Raw genomic sequence first — 15,636 nt, 5'->3', positions numbered from 1 at the left:
AGCCACCACCGATGACCAGCTCCGTGCCCGGCCTGCGCAGTGTTGTGTGTGACGTCCGGGGAATGAGTCCTCGGACACGATGGACTTTACCAGTCCTCAGGCTGTCGGCGGCGCGGCTCGCTGGACTCATGGTGAACATCGGTAGCCTGCCCACATGCGCTTCACCCCCTCGCGGGGCGTGCTCGTCGCGGCCGCCGTGGTCGTCGGCGCGCTCGTCGCCCCGGACCTGACCGCTGCCCCCGCGAACGCCACCGAGTACCCCACGTGGCAGGACGTCCAGCGCGCCAAGGGCAACGAGACCGCGAAGCGCGCCGAGGTGCAGAAGGTGCAGGCCGCGCTGCAGTCGGCGCAGGACGAAGCAGCCGCGAAGTCACAGGCCGCCCTGGTGGCCTCGTCGAAGGCGGACGCGGCCGAGTCGGAGTTGGCGTCGGCCACCCAGGCCGCCACGAGCCTCCAGGCCCAGGCGCAGCACGCGAGTGAGACGGCGGACCGGGCCCAGCAGCGGGCCGGCCAGTTGGCCGCGAACCTGTACCGCGACGGCAGCACGAACCAGATGACCACCCGCATCGCGACCGCGAAGAACCCGGACCAGCTGCTCTACCAGCTCGGCGCGCTCGACCAGCTGTCGGAGACCTGGTCCGGTGTGATGGACGAGGCGTCCGTCGCGGCCGGCACGGCGTCCTCGCTGCACGAGCAGGCCGAGCGGGCCGAGACGGAACGCGCGACGCGCGCGCAGGCGGCCGAGGAGCGCTCGGCCGCGGCGAAGTCGGCGGAACAGGCCGCGGACGCCGCCGTCGAGTCGACGGAGCAGCACAGCGACGAGCTGTACGCGCAACTCGCGTCGCTCAAGGACAGCACCGCGAAGCAGGAGGCCGGGTACGAGCTCGGCCAGCGGGTCGCTGCGCAGAAGGCGGAACAGCAGCGCAAGCGGGCCGCAGCGGCGGCGGCCGAGGCGGCGGCGAACGCGAACGCCGCGAACGCCAGCAGCAGCGCTTCCAGCGGCGGCGCGACCAGCGGCGGCACCGGCTCGTCCTACCCGAGCACCGGGGGCGTCGCCGTGGACCCCGCGGCCGCACAGGCCTACGCACGGAGCGCGCTCGGGTCGTACGGTTGGGGCTCCGACCAGTTCTCGTGCCTGGTGTCGCTCTGGACGCAGGAGTCCGGGTGGCGGGCGAACGCCCTCAACGCCTCGAGCGGCGCCTACGGCATCCCGCAGTCGCTGCCGGCCGAGAAGATGGCGGTCGCCGGAGCCGACTGGCGCACCAACGCGAACACGCAGATCGACTGGGGGCTCGCGTACATCAAGAGCGCCTACGGCTCGCCCTGCGGGGCGTGGGGTCACGAGATGAGCGTCAACCCGCACTGGTACTGAGCGCTCGGCCGGCCGGGCTCCGGGCTCCGGGCTCCGGCCGTTCACCGCTCCACCAGCCGGAGCGCCTGCAGGGGGCACATCGCGACGGCGTCGGCCGCAGCGGCCCGCTCGTGCGGACGGACCGGGACGTCGCGGGTGCCGGTGCCGGGGTCGCCCGGGTCGCCGGTCCGGGCACCGGGGCCGCCTGGGTCGCCGGCCCGGGCGATCGGGTAGCCCCACTCGTCGCGCTCGAGCCGCTCGGCGAACAGTTCCGTGCACAGCCCCCGGCCCCGGCAGCGGGTCCAGTCGACGTGCAGCGCGACGTCGCCCGCACCCGCACCCGCGCCGACGCCCCCGCTCACCGCGCACCCCCGCGCTGCAGCAGGCACCGGCCGCCGAGGTGCGCCTGCACGTCGTCGTGGAACACGTCGAGCGCGCTCCGCACCATCCGCGCCACCCCGTCCGGGTGGTGACACGCCCCGCGACCGTCCACCAGCGCGGCGACCCGATGCACCTCGCCTGCCAGGTCACCGGCGGATCGCCCCGAGGCGACGCTCCCGACGCCGGCTCGCCCCGACGCCAGGTCCCCGACGACGTCGGCGATCCGCGGCAGCCCGTTCACGCACGGTCCGCACCGTCCGGCCGACGCTCCGGCGAGCGCCGTCGCCAGCCGGGCCGTCACCGCGATCGGGCAGGTCCGGTCGTCGAGCACGGCGAGCACCCCGGCCCCGGGCGCGGCACCCCACCGAGCCAGTCCCTCGGGGTCGAAGGACGTGTCGAGGGCCGCGGCCGGCAGCCACGTCCCGCCCCATCCGCCGACCAGTACGGCGCGCGTTTGCGCCGGATCGGTCACGGGCAGCCGGGAGGCCCGCAGCAGTTCCCCGAGCGGCGCACCCCCGGCGGTCTCCAGCACCACCGCGGTGGTCGGGTCCGTCACGTCGCTCACCGTGACGAGCCGCGTGCCGGGGGCACTCGGGCTGCCGACACCCCGCGCCCACGCCGCCCCGAAGCGCACGACGAGTGCTGCCTGAGCGAGGGTCTCGACGTTCGACACCAGGGTCGGTCGCCCGCTCGGCCCGCGTTCGGCGAGCCGCACCACGCGGTCCTCGGGCACACCCCGGCCACCGGCGACGGCCGAGGCGAGGGCGCTGGCCTCCCCGGAGACGAAGGAGGCGTGGGGCAGGACCCGCAGGCTGATCGGCACGGGGTCGCCGCCGCGGTCGGTGCCGCGGTCGGCGCGTTCCGCGAGGGCCCGGCGGACCGGGCCGGCGAGTCGGTCACTCGTGGCGAGCACTGCCTCGGAGGCACCGATCGCGGCGGCCGCGACGACGATGCCGTCGAGCACCAGGTGCGGTGCGCGCTCGAGCAGGACGGCGTCCTTGCGGCTGGCGGGTTCCCCCTCGGCGGCGTTCGCGACCACGAGGGGCGCACCCCGTCCCCGACGGCGGCCGCGGGCGGTCACGGCGGCGAGCTTCCGGGCGAGCGGGAACCCGGCTCCGCCGCGGCCGTCGACGCCGGCGCGGCCGAGTTCGTCGATCACCCACGGGCCGAGCTGCGGGAGCGGGCCGAAGGTGTCCTCGTGGTCGATGCGCGTCGGACCGGGTGCGGCCAGGAGCCGTCGGGTGCCGGTGGGCGGGACGACGGTGCGGGGGTGGGTCAGGGTCATCGGACGACCTCCAGCTTCGCGGAACGGAACTCGGTGACACGGGCGGTGCAGCGCCAGACGACGGCGACGACGACCGCCGCGGTGCAGACGCCGGCGAGTACGAGGAACCACACGGAGGTGCCGTCGGTCCCCGTGCCGACCGCGTGGGCCAGGGCGATCGGCCACATGGCGTAGGCCGCCCAGTGCACTGCGCGGAAGACCCGCGGGCCGATCGCGCGGCGGAGCAGTGCGGTGACGACGAGCACGACGAGCAGGTCGACGGCCAGGGTGCCGAGCCCCAGCCAGAACCACCGGTAGGCGCCGACGAACGGCACGACCGTGTCGAGGAGGCGCAGCTCGGCCTCGGTGTCGAGCAGCAGCGAACCCACGTGCACCGCGACGAACACGGTGGCGGCGAGGGCGACGTCGCGGTGCACGAGCTGCACGGCGAACCGGGGCAGTCCGGGCAGCGGTCGTCCGCCCCTGGTGACGATGCCGAGGAGCACCGTGAGGGTGAGGAGCAGGACGGCGGTGACCCCGGTCCCCCGGCCGATCACCCAGAGCGCGGTGTCCATCAGGCGACCGCCGATCGGTCGTCGGGCCAGCCGCCGAGCCGCACGACCGTGCCGTCGGCGGCGACGAGCCGGGCGGCGCGTCCGCTCTGCCGGAGCCACTCGGCGGCGGCGCGACCGCGCACCACGGCGGCGGTCGTCATCGTGTTGGCGGTGGTGCACGACGGGGCGACGACGGTCACCGTGCGCCAGACCGGCTCGGCGGGCAGACCCCACCGCGGGTCGAGGATGTGGTGCCGGGCGGTGCCGTCCTGCTCCCAGCGGCGCTTCTGCGTGCTCGAGGTGGCCACGGACCACCCCGAGGCGATCCGGACGTGGTCGACCGGGTCACCCTCGAGGTCCTCCACCCGCACCTGCCAGCCGCCGGACGGATCCGGGCCGGCGGTCGCGACGTCACCGCCGAGGGACACCAGCGCACCGATGCCGAGCCGTGCGGTGATGCTCGCCGCGGCCATGTCGGCGGCAGCGGCCTTCGCCGTGGCACCGAGGTCGAGGGAGACCCCCTCGGGGATGCGCAGGAACGTGCCCGACAGCAGGATGCGCTGCCATGCCGGACGGTCGTCGAGTGCACGAGACAGGGCCTCGGGCGACGGGACCGGCCGGGCGTCGGCGAAGGCGGCGTCGTACCCGAGGGACACCATCCGGCGCCCGAGGGTGGGGTCGACGTCACCGTCGGAGAGCCGGGCTGCGTCGAGGGCCTGGTGCACCAGTGCGGCGAGGAGCGGCGACACCTCGGTTCCGCGCACCAGGTCGTCGGCGCATGCGGTGAGTTCGGAGTCGTCGCGGAAGCGGCTGCACGCGGCGTCGACGGCGGAGGTGACCTGCCGGACGCAGGACTCCGCGGCAGCGAGGTGCCGACGGTCCCGGTGGTCGAGGACGACCCGGGCGGTCGTGGTCCAGAGGTCCCACTCGGTGGCGGCGCGCACGGTCACGACCCCGTCGTCGTGGTGTCGGAGGTCCCGCCGGTGGTGCCCTGCGAGACGCCGGTATCCGAGTCGCTCGTGCCGGAGTCGGTCGTGCCGGAGCCGGTCGTGCCGGAGCTGGTCGACGAGTCGGAGTCGCTCGTCGAGTCGGTCGCGGCGTCGGTCGGCTGGGTCGACGAGTCGGTTGTCGTGCTCGTGTCGGCACTGCTGCTCGTGCTTGTGTCGCTGCTCGTGCTCGCCTGCTCGTGCCCGAGCCAGAGCCCCGCACCGGTGACCATCGCCACCACGAGCCCGCCCATGCTGACGAGCGCACTCGTGATCCGTGCGCATCGCCTGCCGCTGCCTCTGGTGTCCATCGGTGCTCCTCGTCGTCATGACGAGGTTCCCGAGGGCACCGATGAGCCAGCCGCGCACCCGCCGCGCACCGACCGTACGAACCCTGTGGTCCGTCTAAGAGCACGTGCTCCCGGCGACGGCGGCGGACCGTCGGTCAGTGGCCGAGGCCGCCGAGCAGGCTCGCGAAGTCCGGGGTCGCCGGGAGCGCGTCGGCTTCCTGCGGGGCCCGCCTGGAGGCCCGGATCGCCCAGGCCAGGTCCGCTCCGGCCCGGCGGATGCGACCGTCCAGGGCGGCCGCGTCACCGTCGGTCCCCCAGTCGTCGGTCGCGGCGAAGACCCCGGTGGGCACGATCGCCGCGCGCAGGTACGCGAAGACGGGCCGCAGGGCGTGGTCGATCGCGAGGGAGTGCCGCGAAGTCCCGCCGGTGGCCCCGAGCAGGACGGGCATGTCGGCCATGGAGTCCTTGTCGAGCACGTCCAGGAACGACTTCGCGAGTCCGCTGACGCCCGCGGTGAAGATCGGCGTGACGAACACGACGGCGTCGGCCTCGACCACGGCGGCCATCGCTGCGGAGAGCGCCGGGGCCGCGAAGCCGGTGAGCATCGCGTCGGTGATCTCGTGCGCGAGCGGCCGGAGTTCGACGTGCACGACGTGTGCCGGGGTGCCCTCGGCGACGAGCGACGCCACGGCGGCCTCGCCCAGACGGTCGGCGAGCAGGCGGGTGGAGCTGGGCTCGGAGAGTCCGGCGGAGACGACGGCGATGGTGGTCATGATGCTTCCCGACTTTCGATGCGTTTGCATGAACATAGCATCCAACCGAGTCACCGTCACGACCATTCCCGCCGTCGAGCAGCGTGCCGTTCGGTCACGACTCCCCGCGCGCTGACTGTGGAGCGGTCACGAAGTGTCGACCGGGACCCCGGTAACCGACGAATCGTGACCGCCCCGGGAACGAAGAACGCCCCGGTCCTCACGAAGAGGTCCGGGGCGTTCGGTCAAGCGTGTGTCGGTCGACTAGCGACGCAGGCCGAGGCGCTCGATGAGCGTGCGGTAGCGGGCGATGTCGACGTCGGAGAGGTAGCCGAGGAGACGGCGACGCTGACCGACCATGAGGAGCAGGCCACGACGCGAGTGGTGGTCGTGCTTGTGCTCCTTGAGGTGCTCGTTCAGGTCGTTGATACGACGCGTCAGAACGGCGACCTGGACCTCGGGGGATCCGGTGTCGCCCGGGTGGGTCGCGTACTCTTCGATGATCTCCTGCTTGACCTGTGCGTCAAGTGCCATGGTGATCCCCTTCCTGTCCGTTGCGCGGTGCCCGTGCCTGATGCACGAGCGCTCTTTGTCCGCGGCCGTTCGACGGCAACCGCACAAGACTACCAGAGTCCTAGACGGTCCTGGGGTGCAGCCGGCGTCGGCGGCGACGGTCCGGCAGCAGACTGCGGACGAGTCCGACCAGCGTCGCGCCGAGCAGTCCGCCGAGGCCGTTCGACAGCACGTCGCGCGGGTCCGCGACGCGGTACGGCAGGTAGGTGGCCTGCGCGAACTCGATGCCCGTGGACAGCGCGACCGCGACGAGCGCGCCGAGGATCCACCAGCGCCGGGGCAGCAACAGCGCCGCGAGCACCCCCACCGGCACGAACATCGCGATGTTGGCGAGGAACTCGGTGCGCTCGTACGTGAACCACGTACCGTGCGGGAGCTGCTGCACCCAGGCGATCGCGTGCAGGACGAGCGAGTTCTGGGCAGAGGTGAAGACCTGCGGGGTCAGCGTCATCCGCCAGATCACCCAGGCGTAGCCCGCGGTCAGGGCGAGGAGGAGGAGTCGACGGAACATCCGGACAGTGTGCTGCACGGTCCTGGCCGGTCGCTGGAGCGCTCCTGTCAGCGACCGGTGCGACTCCTGGGGGATCGTGGATCGGCGCTGGTCAGGACTCCCCCGCACCTGTCAGCATGGGTCGGGGCGCGATCGGTGCCCACACCACCGACACCGCACGGGCAGATCAGGAGCACCGCAGCATGCCGGAGCACGAGGCACCCAGCACCCCGCGCCGCAGCCGCACCGGCAGCCTGCGGCAGTGGGGGTGGATCGCCGTCGCCGCCGTCGTCGTCGCCGCGGTCGTCACGACGCTCGTGGTCGTCGGCCCGTGGAACGGCGGCCAGCCGGACGGCGACGGCACCCCGAGCGGGCGCACCGTCGCCGAGCGGAAGTCCGCCGCCGAGGCGTTCCCGGGCGGGCTCGCGCGCCAGCCGACCGCCGTGAACCAGGCCGGCATCCGCGAGCGACAGGCACGGGCCGCCGGCGACGCCGCGACCGCCGAGCAGATCGCCGTGATCGCCGACCAGCCGATCGCGACCTGGCTGACGAACACCTCGCGGGCCGAGACCCGTTCAACGATCCGGTCGGTCGTCAGCACGGCGAAGCAACGCGGTGGCACCCCCGTGTTCGTCCTCTACAGCATCCCGGACCGCGACTGCGGCAGCTACTCGAAGGGCGGCACCGCGGACGACGCCTACCTGCCATGGGTCCGGTCGGCCGTCCGTGCGATGGCCGGTTCGCACGCCGTCGTGCTCGTCGAACCCGACTCGATCGCCCAGATCCAGAACTGCGAGCGGCTGCGTGACGAACGCCTGCCCCTGCTGCGGAAGGCCGTCGACGCGCTGACCGGCCACGGGCTCACCGTGTACCTGGACGGCGGCAACGAGAACCGTGTGCCGACCGCCACCATGGCGGACTGGCTGCGGCAGGCCGGCGTCGACGAGGTGCAGGGGTTCTTCACGAACGTGTCGAACTTCTACCGCGTCGACCAGGAGCGCGCGTACGCCGACGAGCTCGCCGACGCGATCGGCGGCGACCCGCACTTCGTCATCGACGTCTCCCGGAACGGGCAGGGGTGGCGGGGAACCTGGTGCAACCCCGAGGGCGCCGGCCTCGGCCAGGAGCCGCACGTCACCGGCGGCAGCACCCGGCTCGACGCCCTGCTCTGGGTGAAGACGCCGGGGCTCAGCGACGGCACCTGCAACGGCGGCCCCGCGGCCGGCCAGTGGTGGGAGTCGTACGCGCTGGCCCTCGTCGAGCACCGCAAGCGCGACTGACCGCCGCCGCCCGACAGCCCGCGCAGGGCCGTGTCGGTGCCCGGTGGTTGCATGTGCGCATGACCGCGACCGACCGCATCCGCTCCGTCGTCCCGCCCTACCTGCTCCGCGCCGTCGCCGATGCTCAGGCGTTCCCCCGGGCGGCCTCGGCGGCACGCACCGCACTGGCCTCGCTCGACGCCGTGCAGGCGCCGAAGCACGAGCACCTGGTCGCGCCGCGCGGCGTCAGCGGCACCGTCGACCGCTCCCCGCAGCGGACGATCACCGACGCGCACGGCACCACGACGCTGCCCGGCACCGTCGTCCGGCGCGAGGGCGACGCCGACTCCGGTGACGCCGCGGTCGACGAGGCGTACACGGGCCTCGGTGCCACGCACGCCTTCTGGCTCGAGGTGTTCGACCGGGTGTCGATCGATGGCGCGGGGCTCCCCCTCGACGCGACCGTGCACTACGGCCAGGACTACGACAACGCCTACTGGGACGGCAACCGGATGGTGTTCGGCGACGGCGACGACGAGGTGTTCCGCCGCTTCACCGTCGCGCTGGACGTCATCGGCCACGAGCTCGCGCACGGCGTCACGCAGTACACCGCCGACCTGACCTACCAGGGCCAGTCGGGCGCCCTCAACGAGTCGATCAGCGACGTCTTCGGCTCCCTCGTCGCCCAGTACGCGGCGGGGCAGACGGCCGAGCAGGCGAGCTGGCTCATCGGCGAGGGGCTGTTCACCGACGCCGTGCAGGGCGACGCGCTCCGGTCGATGCGAGCCCCCGGCACCGCGTACGACGACCCGGTGCTCGGGAAGGACCCGCAACCGGCGACCATGGCCGGGTTCGTCGACACCACGGACGACGCCGGCGGGGTCCACACGAACTCCGGCATACCGAACCACTCGTTCTTCCTGGCGGCCACGGCGATCGGCGGCCCCGCGTGGCTGGGCGCCGGTGCCGTCTGGTGGGACGCCCTGACGTCGCCCGAGGTGACCGCCTCGATCGACTTCGCGGGCTTCGCCACCGTCACCGTCGACGTGGCCGGGCGGCGGTTCGGGAACGGCTCCGCCGAGCAGACCGCGGTGCGCCAGGCCTGGCAGCAGGTGGGCGTGCTCGACTGACCGCGCCACCCGGGCGTAGCGTCGTGGGCATGCGCATCGAGGTCCGCCGCTCCGGGGGCTTCGCCGGCACCACACGGCGCTGGCGGGTCGACACCGACACGAGCAGCGACCCCACGGCGTGGTCCGAGGTCGTCGATGCGTTGCAGCGCACCCCGGCGCCGACGGCAGCGCCCGTCCCCGACGACTTCAGCTGGACGATCACCGTCGAGCGCACCACCGTGACGATCCCCGGTCGCCGCCTCGACGGTCCGTGGGCCGACCTGGTCGCGCGTGTGCGCTCCGAGGGCGACCCGACCTGAGCCGGGAGGCCCGTGGCGGGCCCGCACCGGGCCTCCCGTCCGCCCCGCGGTCACGCGAGCGTCAGTCGACGTCGATGACCGTCAGGCGACGGGTCGGACGCGTCATCGCGACGTACACCGCGGCGGCGGCACGGGCGGCGTCGGCGCCCACGCCGTCCGGGTCGACGAGCAGCACGCCGTCGAACTCCAGGCCCTTGGCGTCCGCGCCCGTCAGCACCGTGAGCGAGCCGGCGTTCGGCGAGGCGAGCCCCCGGACGTCCGCCTCGGTGCGGGCGAGCCGCTGCCGGACCGTGTCGACCCGGGACTCGGGGACGATGACGCCGATGGTGCCGGAGCCGATCCGGGCACGCTCGGCGTCGGCGACCGCCACGACGGTGTCGAGCAGGTCGGCCCGGGCGACGCGGACACGCTCGACCGGGTCGCCGTCGCGCACGGCCTCGTTGCGGGTGACGGTGAGGCCGGCGCTGTCCGCGAAGGCTCCGGCGGCCTCGACGATGGAGCGCGGGGTGCGGTAGTTCACCGTGAGCTGCTCGATGCGGTGGTCGAGCGGCACCTGCGGCGCACGGCCGCGTCGGCGACGCGCGAGCGCCCCGATGACGTCATCCCAGGTGCGTGCGGCACCCGGCGAGGAACCCTGCGCCATGTCGCCGACGATCGTGAACGAGCGCAGCGGGTTGCGGCGGGCGAGCACGCGCCACTGCATCGGCGAGAGCTCCTGCGCCTCGTCGACGACGATGTGCCCGTAGGTCCACTCGCGGTCGTCGGCGGCGCGCTCGGCCGTGGAGCGGGGGTCGCCGCCCTCGGCGAACGAGCCGGCGACCTGCTCGGCGCTGACGATGCCCTCGACACCCATGTTCTCGATGGCCTGGCGGGCGTTCTCGATGTCGCGGTTCCGGCTGGCCTTCGCCGCGCGCTTGGCGGCGCCGCCGGTCGGGTCGAACGGGCCGAGCAGTTCGGCGGCCTCGTCGAGCAGGGGGACGTCCTCGACGGTCCAGGCTGCCCCTCGGGCACGCTGCAGCAGGGCTCGGCGCTCCGCGGTCCAGTCGGGGGTGAGCGAGGCGAGCCAGTTCGGCCGGGCGTAGAGGTCCTCGAGGAACTTCTCCGGCGGCAGCGGCAGCCACGCGGTGTTGAGCAGCACGCGGGCGTCGTACGAACTCCGGATGTCCTCGCGCAGGACCTTCTCGTCGGCCTCGTCCACCGTGGTGCCACGCTCCCGCAGCTGCTCGGCGAGCAGGCGGGTCATCGCGTCGAGGGCGATCTTGTTGAACGTGACGCGAGCGGCGTTGTGCGGCTTGCCGCGGTCCTGCGCACGCTTCATGGCGTCGGCGACGAGCTGCGGCGGCACGACGAGCCGCTCGCCCTCGACGTCGAGCGTGACCGACTCGGTCGGAACGACCTGGCGCGAGCGCACGGCCCGCCGAAGGAGTGACGCCATCTGCGCTGCGCCCTTCACGGCGGCGACGTCGCGGGTGTCGTGCGTCGTCGCGTGCACGCCCGGGTAGAGCGAGCCGAGCGACGCCATCACGACACCGGTCTCACCGAGCGACGGCAGCACCTGCTCGATGTACGTCAGGAACGCCGGGGACGGGCCGACCATGAGCACGCCGGAGCCCCGCAGCCGCTCGCGGTACGAGTAGAGCAGGTAGGCGGCCCGGTGCAGCGCCACGGCGGTCTTGCCGGTGCCGGGGCCGCCCTGCACGATGAGCACGCCCTCGAGCGGGGAGCGGATGATGCGGTCCTGCTCGCCCTGGACCGTCGCGACGATGTCGGTCATCCGGCCGGTGCGCTCGGCGGTCACCGCGGCGAGCAGCGCCCCCTCGCCCTGCAGGTGAGTGCGCTCGTCGTCGTAGAGCGAGGCGTCGAACACCTCGTCCTCGACGCCGACCACGCGACGGCCCTGCAGGGACAGGTGCCGACGGGACCGCATGCCCATCGGGTGCGCTGCGGTGGCCTGGTAGAACGCGCTCGCACCGGGGACGCGCCAGTCGAGCAGCAGCGGCCGGTGCTCGGCGTCGCGCAGCCCCACACGGCCGATGTACCGGAAGGTGTCGTCGGGGTTGTCGGGCTCGGCGACCTCGAGCCGGCCGAAGACCAGACGGTCCCCCACCCGCTCGAGCGTCGCGACGGTGTCCTCGTAGAGCCGCGCGTACGCGTCGCGCTCGCTGCGGCTCTGGTGGTTCCCGCCGACCGCCTGTCGGCGGGTCTCGGCGAGGCGCTGCTCAGCCTCGGCGGTCAGCTCGTCGAGACGACGGAAGAGGCCGTCGACGTAGCCGCGTTCACGGTCGATCTCGGTCGGTTCGGACACACGCAACCCTTCGGGAAGAGGGGGAACCAGTGTACTGCCCACCGGGAGCCCCGCTGTCCCCGAAGGGTCGCGTCGGAGTCACATCTCCTCGTGCGTGTCCGGGTCGCCGTCCCACAGACGACCGCGCTCGAGCGCGGAGATCGCCTGCACCTCGTCGTCGGTCAGCTCGAAGCCGAAGACGTCGAGGTTCTCCTTCTGACGGGCGGCGTCGCCCGACTTCGGCACCGGCACGGCACCGAGCTGGACGTGCCAGCGCAGCACGACCTGGCCGGGGGCCACACCGTGCGCGGCGGCGGCGTCGACGATCGGCTGCTCGGTGAGCAGTTCCGACCGCTTCGCGAGCGGGCTCCAGCTCTCGGTCACGATGCCGAGCTCCTGGTGCACCTTCCGCAGTTCCGCCTGGGGGAAGTACGGGTGCAGCTCCACCTGGTTGACGGCCGGGGCGACCCCGGTGGCGTCGACGATGCGGCGGAGGTGCTCCGGCGTGAAGTTCGAGACGCCGATCGAGCGGACCTTGCCGCTGTCGCGGAGGTCGACGAACGCCTTCCAGGTGTCGACGAACTTGTCCACCGACGGGTTCGGCCAGTGGATCAGGTACAGGTCGACGTGGTCGAGCCCCAGGTTGCCGAGGGTCTCGTCGATCGAGCGGTGCGCCTCGTCGTAGCCGTGGTGCCGGCCGGGCAGCTTCGACGTGACGACGAGGTCCTCGCGCGCCACCTCGGACTCGCGCACCGCCTTGCCGACGGCGTCCTCGTTGCCGTAGTTCAGCGCCGTGTCGAGCAGCCGGTAGCCGCTCGCGATCGCGGTGCCGACCGCGGCAGCACCCTCGTCGCCGTTCAGGCCGTAGGTGCCGAGGCCGAGCTCCGGGAACCGGTGGCCGTCGTTCAGCTCGATCGTCGGGGCACCGACCTGCATCAGCGGACCCCGAGCAGGTCGATCACGAAGATCAGGGTCTTGCCGGACAGGAAGTGCCCACCACCGGCAGGACCGTAGGCCAGCTCCGGCGGGACGACGAGCTTGCGGCGACCGCCGACCTTCATGCCGGGGATGCCCTCCTGCCAGCCGCGCACCAGGGCCGCGAGCGGGAAGTCGATGGGCTCGCCGCGGTTCCAGGAGCTGTCGAACTCCTCGCCGGTCTCGTACTCGACCCCGGCGTAGTGGACCTTGACGGTGGAGCCGGCGGACGCTTCCTCGCCGGAACCCTCGACGATGTCGGTGATGACGAGCTCGGTGGGGGCGGGGCCCTCGGGGGCGTCGAACTCGGGCTTGCTGTTCAGGTCAGTCATGCCGATCAGTCAACCAGAGCGCGCACCGGGCACGCGCAACGAGCGTCCAGCCCGCAGAATGGTTCCACCGTGACACCATCGACTCCCGCACCGCCGCGCCGCCGCCTGCTCGCCGACCTCACCCCGCTCCGCCGCTCCCCCGCCTTCGCCCGGCTCTGGGCCGGCACCGCGATCGCCGGCATCGGCACCCAGATGACCACGGTCGCCGTCGGGCTCGAGGTCTACGAGATCACCCGCTCGACGTTCGCCGTGGCCCTGGTGGGTGTCATCGCGCTCGTGCCGATGATCGTCGCCGGCTTGTACGGCGGCATGCTCGCGGACGCCTTCGACCGACGCCTCGTCGCGCTCGTGTCGTCGATCATCGCCTGGGTCGCCGTCGCCCTGATCGCCACGCACGCCTGGCTCGACCTGCACAGCGTCGCACTGCTCTACGTGCTCGCGACGGTGAACGCCGTGGCCGCCACCGTCAGCAATGCCTCCCGCTCGGCCATCGTCCCGCGGCTCGTCGGTACCGACCTGCTGCCCGCGGCGAGCGCCCTGGGCGGGATCGCGTCCGGGTTCCAGGTCACCGTGGGTCCGGCGATCGCCGGCGTGCTCATCGCGAGCGTCGGGTTCGCGCCGACCTACACGATCGACGTCGTGCTGTTCACGTTCGCGTTCCTCGGGGTGTTCACGCTGCCCCGGATGGCCGCCGACCACGACGCACTGCGGCCCGGGCTCGGTTCGCTCATCGAGGGCGCGAAGTTCCTGCGGCGGTCGCGCAACATCACGATGACGTTCGTGCTCGACATCATCGCGATGACCTTCGGGCAGCCGCGTGTGCTGTTCCCCGCGATCGGCGCGCTCGTCATCGGCGGTGGGTCGATCACCGTCGGCACCCTGACCGCCGCGTACGCGATCGGGGCGCTGCTGTCGAGCGTGTTCTCCGGGCCGCTCGGGCACGTCCGACGCCAGGGTGAGGCCGTCGGCTGGGCCATCACGGCGTACGGCGGGGCGATCGCGGCGTTCGGTGTGGTCATCGCGCTGGCGCACGTGCTCGGCGGCCGTTCGGGCGAGGCGTTCGGCGTCGAGATCCTGCCGGCCCTCGGGCTCGCGGCGCTGTTCCTGGCGATGGCCGGCGGCGCGGACAACGTCAGCTCGGTGTTCCGGAACACGATCCTGCAGGCGGCGTCGCCGGACGGCATGCGCGGTCGACTGCAGGGCATCTTCATCGTCGTCGTCACGGGCGGCCCGCGGCTCGGCGACCTGTACGCCGGCCTGGTCGTCGCGGCCGGCATCGCGTACCCGCCGGTGATCGGCGGCGTGCTCATCATCGGCCTCGTCGCGTTGCTCCTCCGGATGGTCCCGTCGTTCCGCCGCTACGACGCCCTGCACCCGCACGCCAACTGACCTCGGGCGGCCGTCGGGGTCGGGGCCGCAAAACACCGGTGTTCGCGCGTGGAACACCCGCGTTCCGCGGTGCGGAGCGTGAACACCGGTGTCTTGCCGGCGCACCAGCGCGACCAACAGGCGGTCGGGAGGCGCGGGGCGGGCCCGCCACGGGCCTCCAGGACCGCACGTGTCGGGTACCGTACGAGACATGCCGGACAGCGCATCGCGCGACCTCCAGCGGACCGGAGTCCGCGCCGTCGTCCGGCGCACCTACCACTCGGTCATCCGGCACCGCGTCGTCGACGCGGCCGCGTCCCTGACGTTCTTCGCGCTGCTGACGGTGTTCCCGACCGCGCTGGCGGTCGTGTCGGCGCTGTCCATCGTCGACCGCAAGGGCGACAGCCTGACCGACATCGTCGAGGTCCTCGGGTTCATCGTCCGGCCGGAGACCGCCGAGCACCTCGAGGGGCCGCTCCGGCAGCTGCTGACCCTGGACAACCCGTGGCTCGGGTTCACGATCGGCGTCGTGCTCACGCTCTGGTCGCTGTCCGGCTACGCGACGGCGTTCGGGCGGGCGATGAACACCGCCTACGAGGTCGAGGAGGGCCGGCGGATCTGGAAGTTCCGCAGCATGATGCTCCTCGTCACGCTGCTCGTCATGGTCGGCGGCGCCGTCGCCATCGTCATCCTGCTCGGCACGCCGACGATCTCCGAAGCCGTCATCCGACAGCTCGGGTGGGCGCCCTGGATCGACGACGTGTGGAACGTGGTGAAGTGGCCGGTGCTCGCGGCCGACCTCGTCGTGATGGTGGCGGTGCTCTACTACGCGACGCCGAACGTGAAGACTCCGCAGCTGCGGTGGGTGTCGGCCGGTGCCGCGTTCGCGATCGTGACCTGGGCCATCGCGACGGTGGGGTTCGCGCTGTACGTGGAGACCCTGGGCGGCGGGAACCGCGCCTACGGATGGCTCGGTGGCGCGATCCTGCTGCTCGTCTACCTGTACATCTCGAACTTCGTGCTCGTGGTCGGCGGGGAGCTCGACTCCGAGGTGATCCGGATGCGGCAGCTGCTCGCCGGCATCGAAGCGGACGAGTCGATCCGGCTGCCGCTGCGGGACGTCACGCGGAACTTCACGCTCGCGCGCTGGCGGGACCAGGACATCGCGGCCGCGCAGCACGTGCGGGCCGAGGCCGCGCGGGTGGCCGAGGACGAGCACGCCGAGCTGACCCCGGGCGAGGAGCACCTGCGGGCGATGGCGCAGCAGGTGCGGGTGGGCGAGCGGCCGCTGCCCTGACGGGTGCGTGCGGGCGCGCCGCGTGGGGCGCGTGCGTGGGCGCGCGTGCGC

Annotated in this window: 17 protein-coding genes; 6 read left to right on the top strand and 11 right to left on the bottom strand. The window is 73.1% G+C overall.

The annotated features are described in order from the left end of the window. The first annotated feature begins 154 nt into the window (after positions 1-154). Complete coding sequence (locus ACZZ9K_RS16265; protein WP_463444598.1) at positions 155-1,372, top strand: coiled-coil domain-containing protein; 1,218 nt, start codon at positions 155-157, stop codon at positions 1,370-1,372. Positions 1,373-1,413: 41 nt separating this feature from the next. Here the strand turns inward: ACZZ9K_RS16265 and ACZZ9K_RS16260 are convergent, their stop codons facing one another. The 8 genes from ACZZ9K_RS16260 to ACZZ9K_RS16225 all read right to left on the bottom strand — a co-directional run bounded on the left by ACZZ9K_RS16260 (position 1,414) and on the right by ACZZ9K_RS16225 (position 6,662). Beyond that, positions 1,414-1,713 (bottom strand): ferredoxin, encoded by a 300-nt coding sequence (locus ACZZ9K_RS16260; RefSeq protein WP_463444597.1) that lies wholly within the window; start codon positions 1,711-1,713, stop codon positions 1,414-1,416. Further along, entirely contained in the window at positions 1,710-3,017 is a 1,308-nt protein-coding gene (locus ACZZ9K_RS16255) for an NADH-ubiquinone oxidoreductase-F iron-sulfur binding region domain-containing protein (RefSeq protein WP_463444596.1), read from the bottom strand. The genes ACZZ9K_RS16260 and ACZZ9K_RS16255 overlap by 4 nt, the downstream gene beginning before the upstream one ends. Then, positions 3,014-3,571: a ferric reductase-like transmembrane domain-containing protein gene (locus ACZZ9K_RS16250; protein ID WP_035807679.1), complete on the bottom strand. Its 558-nt coding sequence runs from the start codon at positions 3,569-3,571 to the stop codon at positions 3,014-3,016. The genes ACZZ9K_RS16255 and ACZZ9K_RS16250 overlap by 4 nt, the downstream gene beginning before the upstream one ends. Further along, entirely contained in the window at positions 3,571-4,500 is a 930-nt protein-coding gene (locus tag ACZZ9K_RS16245; protein ID WP_463444595.1) for an FAD:protein FMN transferase, read from the bottom strand. The genes ACZZ9K_RS16250 and ACZZ9K_RS16245 overlap by 1 nt, the downstream gene beginning before the upstream one ends. Next, entirely contained in the window at positions 4,497-4,847 is a 351-nt protein-coding gene (locus ACZZ9K_RS16240; protein ID WP_463444594.1) for a hypothetical protein, read from the bottom strand. The genes ACZZ9K_RS16245 and ACZZ9K_RS16240 overlap by 4 nt, the downstream gene beginning before the upstream one ends. Positions 4,848-4,981: 134 nt before the next feature. Next, positions 4,982-5,599 carry a CE1759 family FMN reductase gene (locus tag ACZZ9K_RS16235; protein WP_071245007.1) on the bottom strand — a complete coding sequence of 206 codons (618 nt, stop codon included), beginning with the start codon at positions 5,597-5,599 and terminating at the stop codon, positions 4,982-4,984. Positions 5,600-5,842: 243 nt separating this feature from the next. Further along, a complete protein-coding gene (gene rpsO, locus ACZZ9K_RS16230) occupies positions 5,843-6,112 on the bottom strand; it encodes a 30S ribosomal protein S15 (RefSeq protein ID WP_017885935.1) in 270 nt (89 codons plus the stop codon). A gap of 100 nt (positions 6,113-6,212) precedes the next feature. Continuing rightward, positions 6,213-6,662, bottom strand: a complete 450-nt coding sequence (locus ACZZ9K_RS16225) for a VanZ family protein (RefSeq protein WP_463444593.1) — start codon at positions 6,660-6,662, stop codon at positions 6,213-6,215. Between the two features lie 182 nt (positions 6,663-6,844). Between ACZZ9K_RS16225 and ACZZ9K_RS16220 the strand changes: the two genes are divergently transcribed. Genes ACZZ9K_RS16220 through ACZZ9K_RS16210 form a run of 3 tightly spaced genes read left to right on the top strand, consistent with a single transcriptional unit; the run spans position 6,845 to position 9,329 of the window. Beyond that, entirely contained in the window at positions 6,845-7,921 is a 1,077-nt protein-coding gene (locus ACZZ9K_RS16220; protein WP_463444592.1) for a glycoside hydrolase family 6 protein, read from the top strand. Between the two features lie 59 nt (positions 7,922-7,980). Next, positions 7,981-9,030: a M4 family metallopeptidase gene (locus ACZZ9K_RS16215; RefSeq protein ID WP_463444591.1), complete on the top strand. Its 1,050-nt coding sequence runs from the start codon at positions 7,981-7,983 to the stop codon at positions 9,028-9,030. A gap of 29 nt (positions 9,031-9,059) precedes the next feature. Further along, a complete protein-coding gene (locus ACZZ9K_RS16210) occupies positions 9,060-9,329 on the top strand; it encodes a protealysin inhibitor emfourin (protein WP_051596534.1) in 270 nt (89 codons plus the stop codon). 61 nt (positions 9,330-9,390) lie between these two features. Here the strand turns inward: ACZZ9K_RS16210 and ACZZ9K_RS16205 are convergent, their stop codons facing one another. The 3 genes from ACZZ9K_RS16205 to ACZZ9K_RS16195 all read right to left on the bottom strand — a co-directional run bounded on the left by ACZZ9K_RS16205 (position 9,391) and on the right by ACZZ9K_RS16195 (position 12,920). Beyond that, positions 9,391-11,634: a HelD family protein gene (locus tag ACZZ9K_RS16205; RefSeq protein ID WP_463444590.1), complete on the bottom strand. Its 2,244-nt coding sequence runs from the start codon at positions 11,632-11,634 to the stop codon at positions 9,391-9,393. A 78-nt stretch (positions 11,635-11,712) separates the two neighbouring features. Further along, positions 11,713-12,549, bottom strand: coding sequence for an aldo/keto reductase (locus ACZZ9K_RS16200; RefSeq protein ID WP_027464743.1), 837 nt, complete (start codon positions 12,547-12,549; stop codon positions 11,713-11,715). Further along, complete coding sequence (locus ACZZ9K_RS16195; protein ID WP_173035534.1) at positions 12,549-12,920, bottom strand: FKBP-type peptidyl-prolyl cis-trans isomerase; 372 nt, start codon at positions 12,918-12,920, stop codon at positions 12,549-12,551. The genes ACZZ9K_RS16200 and ACZZ9K_RS16195 overlap by 1 nt, the downstream gene beginning before the upstream one ends. A 69-nt stretch (positions 12,921-12,989) precedes the next feature. Between ACZZ9K_RS16195 and ACZZ9K_RS16190 the strand changes: the two genes are divergently transcribed. Next, complete coding sequence (locus ACZZ9K_RS16190) at positions 12,990-14,309, top strand: MFS transporter (RefSeq protein ID WP_111094701.1); 1,320 nt, start codon at positions 12,990-12,992, stop codon at positions 14,307-14,309. A 190-nt stretch (positions 14,310-14,499) separates the two neighbouring features. Next, the gene (locus ACZZ9K_RS16185; protein ID WP_138802863.1) at positions 14,500-15,585 is read left to right on the top strand and encodes a YihY/virulence factor BrkB family protein; all 1,086 of its coding nucleotides are present in this window, start codon (positions 14,500-14,502) and stop codon (positions 15,583-15,585) included. The last annotated feature ends 51 nt before the right edge of the window (positions 15,586-15,636 follow it).

Source organism: Curtobacterium sp. AC268 (assembly GCF_979258745.1).
This window is presented reverse-complemented; position numbering and strand designations above follow the sequence as displayed.

Excerpts from the sequence above, each read along its gene's own strand:
- ACZZ9K_RS16250 (WP_035807679.1), bottom strand. The coding sequence starts at position 3,571 with ATGGACACCGCGCTCTGGGTGATCGGCCGGGGGACCGGGGTCACCGCC.
- ACZZ9K_RS16210 (WP_051596534.1), top strand. The coding sequence starts at position 9,060 with ATGCGCATCGAGGTCCGCCGCTCCGGGGGCTTCGCCGGCACCACACGG.
- ACZZ9K_RS16265 (WP_463444598.1), top strand. The coding sequence starts at position 155 with ATGCGCTTCACCCCCTCGCGGGGCGTGCTCGTCGCGGCCGCCGTGGTC.
- ACZZ9K_RS16235 (WP_071245007.1), bottom strand. The coding sequence starts at position 5,599 with ATGACCACCATCGCCGTCGTCTCCGCCGGACTCTCCGAGCCCAGCTCC.
- ACZZ9K_RS16195 (WP_173035534.1), bottom strand. The coding sequence starts at position 12,920 with ATGACTGACCTGAACAGCAAGCCCGAGTTCGACGCCCCCGAGGGCCCC.
- ACZZ9K_RS16220 (WP_463444592.1), top strand. The coding sequence starts at position 6,845 with ATGCCGGAGCACGAGGCACCCAGCACCCCGCGCCGCAGCCGCACCGGC.
- ACZZ9K_RS16200 (WP_027464743.1), bottom strand. The coding sequence starts at position 12,549 with ATGCAGGTCGGTGCCCCGACGATCGAGCTGAACGACGGCCACCGGTTC.
- ACZZ9K_RS16240 (WP_463444594.1), bottom strand. The coding sequence starts at position 4,847 with ATGGACACCAGAGGCAGCGGCAGGCGATGCGCACGGATCACGAGTGCG.
- ACZZ9K_RS16225 (WP_463444593.1), bottom strand. The coding sequence starts at position 6,662 with ATGTTCCGTCGACTCCTCCTCCTCGCCCTGACCGCGGGCTACGCCTGG.
- ACZZ9K_RS16185 (WP_138802863.1), top strand. The coding sequence starts at position 14,500 with ATGCCGGACAGCGCATCGCGCGACCTCCAGCGGACCGGAGTCCGCGCC.
- ACZZ9K_RS16255 (WP_463444596.1), bottom strand. The coding sequence starts at position 3,017 with ATGACCCTGACCCACCCCCGCACCGTCGTCCCGCCCACCGGCACCCGA.
- rpsO (WP_017885935.1), bottom strand. The coding sequence starts at position 6,112 with ATGGCACTTGACGCACAGGTCAAGCAGGAGATCATCGAAGAGTACGCG.
- ACZZ9K_RS16215 (WP_463444591.1), top strand. The coding sequence starts at position 7,981 with ATGACCGCGACCGACCGCATCCGCTCCGTCGTCCCGCCCTACCTGCTC.